Origin of the sequence: Gordonibacter pamelaeae 7-10-1-b (assembly GCF_000210055.1) — a bacterium.
In the GTDB taxonomy this organism is placed as follows: domain Bacteria; phylum Actinomycetota; class Coriobacteriia; order Coriobacteriales; family Eggerthellaceae; genus Gordonibacter; species Gordonibacter pamelaeae.
Genome location: NC_021021.1, coordinates 2825453 through 2829515 on the forward strand (window position 1 = coordinate 2825453; position 4063 = coordinate 2829515).

Consider the following 4063-nt stretch of genomic DNA (forward strand, 5'->3'; position numbering starts at 1 on the left):
CGCAGCGCCGCGCTCGCCCGCTCGCTCGACGGATGCGAGACCGGCGGCAAGACAGTCGAGACCGTCACATGGGCCGCGATCGACGAGGGCGGCAACGTCGAGGTCGCCGTCACGAACTCCCCCGCATCCGCACCGTCCGGCGGCACCACGGCGGACGTCGTCAACGGCTCGGGCGGCCATGTGATATCCGATGGCGTCTGGAGCTCCGACGGCGTGCACGACTCCGGCTACGAGCAGAACGCCGGAACCGTGACCGATTCGGCCGGCGGCAAGATCGAGGCCGGCAGCAAGACCGAGACCGACGAGAGCGACAAGAAGGACTCTGGCAAGGCCTATGAGACCAAGGCCGACGATTCCGGCAGCAAGGCCGATTCCAAGAAGAGCGATTCGAAGGGCAGCACGGCATCGCAGGCATCCGGCGACTCCCAGTCGTCCGGGTCATCCTCCGCGCAGTCCCAGAAGAAGTGGGTCCCCGAGCAGGGGCACTGGGAAACCGACTACGGCCAGGTCTGGGTCCCGAACGTGGTATATGTGCGACACGAGCGCTACTGGGTCAACCATGGCGGAACCAAAGTCGGACCGTTTGACAGCAAGGCCGCCGCATGGTCGTGGTGCGATAACGATGTTGATAATGGCGGTATCGGTGGCTCCGTAATCGACGACTCCTACACCACCAGCGAGGACCAGGGGCATTATGAGCAGCAGGCGACCGGCAGGCACTGGGTCGTGGACGTGGCCGGCCATTGGGAGTAGCCTTCGGGCGGTATCGCACACATGAGGCTCACGTGCTGTAAAATGACGACACCGATACAACCGGCAACGCGAAGATTGGAGCCAGAAGATGAACAGCAGAACGCCCGAGCTCTCGCGGCTCACCCTCATGTGCAGCGACCACGAGGTCGCCGAGTTCACCTGGAACCATGACCGCCAGGCCGTGACCGGCAAGACCCACGTCCTCGATGCGGCGCATGCCCCCCTTATGGCGACCGACCCATCGGGCAACATCACGCGCGACAGGCTCTCGAGCTGGTTCAAGAACAGGGGCATCCCCGATTTCCGCCCCGATGCCGCGGACCGCCTTCGCGCCGTCGGCTACCCGTCGGCCGCCTCCCTCATGGCCTCCGGTTTCGGCGCATCGCTGTCCGACCAATATTGGATCCGCCCCGCCGGATCCGCATCCACATGGCGCGACGTAAACTGCTTCGAGAACGATTTCAGCGAAGAGCTCGGCGAGCTGCTTCTTGCGCACGACGCCTCGTCGGTCCCCTCCCTCATCGAGAAGATCAGGGGCAACGCCGACCTCCTCGCCTCATCGCCCGATGCGGCCCTGAACGGCAACCTGCCGAAACGCTGGACGATCGAGGGCGGGCAGCGGATGCTGGTCAAGTCCGGGCGATCCTCCGGCAGGTTCCAGGAACCGTTCAACGAGAAGATCGCCAGCGTCCTGTGCTCGCGGCTGCTCGACGAGGGCGACTATGTCGCCTACGAGCTCGAGGACGGCGGCTTCATGAAGTGGACCTCCCGCTGCAAACCCATGACCGACCAGGTCACCGAGTTCGTGCCGGCCTGGGCGCTGCTCTGCTCGTCGAAACGCCCCTCGGACCTCGGGCTGCACGATTTCTACGTGTCCGCCTGCGCCGCCCACGGGCTCGACGTGCGCGAGGACGTGGAGAAGATGCTCGTCATCGACTACCTCATGGCGAACTTCGATAGGCACTGGAACAACTTCGGCGTGCTCATCGACAGCGAGAGCAGGGAATGGCTCCGCGCGGCGCCGGTGTTCGACACCGGCGAAGCCCTCTGGTGCGACCGCGAGCTCTCCCAGCCCTTCGACGGCTACACGACCCCGCGGGCCGGCATGATGCGTCCCTTCGCCCGCAAGATCGACGAACAGCTCGGCAGATATTGCCGCAACCTGTCCTGGTTCGACCCGTCCGGGCTCAAGGGCTTCTCGGAGGAGGCCTGCGACATCCTCCTCGGCAACCCGTTCATCGCCAACGAGCGCGGCAGAATCGACAAAATCAGGGAAGCGATCGACCTGCGCGCCATGATGCTGACCAGGCACGCCCATGAGATCAGCGGCGGGCGCGGGTTCATGGTTCCCGACATGGGCGCCGTTTGCGCGACCGGGGCGGCGAAGCGGACGGGGCTCCATCTGTAATTCCCAAAAATCGAGCATCGTGCCCGCATATCGGTATGAAACGCTTCCCGATTGGGAAAAAGGGTTACAAACTTCGGCCCGCGGCCATACCGTGGTCGAATACCCCTCACCGCTTCTCACCGAAAGGGCCTCTCAATGGGAAATATGAAATTCGACGGCGCGGACGTCACCTTCGAGCTCGACGGCTACGACGCCCTGGTCGAGCGCGTCCGCTCCAAGAAGGTCAACTGCAAGATCAACCCCTCCGACCTCCCCAGGCTCTACGCCGTCATGGATGCCGAGTTCGAGGGCAACGAAGAGCTCGCCGCGGCATTCGCCGAGGCGCAGGAGGCGGCGTTCGGCGAAGCCGTGCTCACCGTCTGGGCCGAGCGCATCAAGAGCTTCAAGGACTCCTTCATCCCGGTGTTCGGCGAGGCTTGCAAGGACGCCGCGTGCCGCTTCGGCTTCTCCAAGGACGGCAACAACACCTTCAAGTCCGCGGTCGACGCCTTCGCGGCCAACATCTGCGACCTCTACGGCGCCGCACCCCAGATCGTCGACGGCTTCTGCGAGTTCCTGGCGCGAAACGCCTGCCTCGAGTTCGACGGCTACGCCGCCGACATGCCCGTCCCCTGCCAGCTCTACGTGGCCGAGGGAATCTCGAAGATGGCCTACCAGCAGGCCATGAACAGCGTCCGCGGGTTCAAGCTCGACACGGACGCGTCCGTCGAGTTCGCCGACAAGTTCATCAACGACAACGTCACGACCCCCGACAGCTTCATCCACCTGAACGACGCCTGCATCGCGATCGAGAACGTCAAGGCCGCGACCTCGACGTCCAGCGTCCCCGAGGCAGCCGTCGAGTTCGCCGTGACCCAGGCGGCCTTCGAGCACAAAACCGTCGACCACTTCGACGACGCGCTCCGCCCGGTATACACCGACGAGACCGATGCCGAGTTCGAGGACGTGGTCGATGCGGCGCAGGGCCTCGACGCGGATGCAACCGGCATCATCGCGCGCCCCGATACCGATCACCCCGCCCGCCCGGACGAGGCGACGTCGGCCCCGGTCCAGCCCGAGACGTACCGACAGGACGATTACCAGGACGCCTACCAGGGAGAGGGAGCGGGATATGCCCGACCCGAGACCAATGGCGACATCCGCGGGCAGTACGGCCCCTATGGCCAGGACGCCTACGGCAGCACCTACAAGCAGGGCTACTAGGCCCATCTGAACCTCTGGAAAGGCAGGGTCGACTCATGGCGGACGCACCCCCCGCAGCGTCGGGACAACGCTCGGTCACGCTCGATATCGGAGCGATCGGATCCGGGCTCGGTGACGGCATCGATATCGAGGAGGCGTATCGACTCGTGGCAGCTGCTATGGAAAACGACGCGGAGCTCATGGCGGCGGTCGGCGCCGCCCGCGAGCGCGCGGTCGAGACGGTGAGGGGCAACCTCGCCGCCAAGTCCGCCCGCGGCGGGCTCGAGGAATACCGCCGCGCGCTGGACGCCGAGTTCGAGGGCACCATCGACGCCCTGACGGCATCGATGGGCATGACGGCATCGCCCGACCAGAAGAACACCTTCAACTCCGCGTTCGACGCCTTCGCGGCCGCCAACGCCTCCATCTACAAGAGCAGCGCCGACTTCCGGCGCGAGTGCGTCGACCTGCTCGCGAAGCGCGCCCTTGCCGAGCTCGGGAGCCCCGTGCCCGCCGATTTCGATGCGCAATCGCGCATCTCGGACTACATCGGGGAGCTCTCACGCGAGCAGGCCGCCAAGACGATCTCCTCGCTCCACGGCCTCAAGGTCTCCGAAGTTCTCGCCGCCGGGCGCAAGCGCATCGCCCAGGCCCTGGGCGAGCTGATGCGCCGCCTGCGCGCCGTCCCCAAACCCGCGAAGGCCACGGCCGAACCGCGCC

The 4063-nt window shown here is 65.7% G+C and carries 4 protein-coding genes; all 4 read left to right on the top strand.

Features of this window, described 5'->3' with window-relative positions:
• Positions 1-753, top strand: a 753-nt coding sequence (locus tag GPA_RS13055) for a hypothetical protein (RefSeq protein ID WP_041239627.1), incomplete at its 5' end; no start/stop codon positions are given.
• Between the two features lie 88 nt (positions 754-841).
• The gene (locus GPA_RS13060) at positions 842-2161 is read left to right on the top strand and encodes a hypothetical protein (RefSeq protein ID WP_015540161.1); all 1320 of its coding nucleotides are present in this window, start codon (positions 842-844) and stop codon (positions 2159-2161) included.
• A gap of 135 nt (positions 2162-2296) precedes the next feature.
• The gene (locus GPA_RS13065) at positions 2297-3364 is read left to right on the top strand and encodes a hypothetical protein (protein ID WP_041239628.1); all 1068 of its coding nucleotides are present in this window, start codon (positions 2297-2299) and stop codon (positions 3362-3364) included.
• Between the two features lie 35 nt (positions 3365-3399).
• Positions 3400-4063 (top strand): hypothetical protein (locus GPA_RS19385; RefSeq protein ID WP_041239629.1); only part of this gene is annotated, 664 nt, incomplete at its 3' end.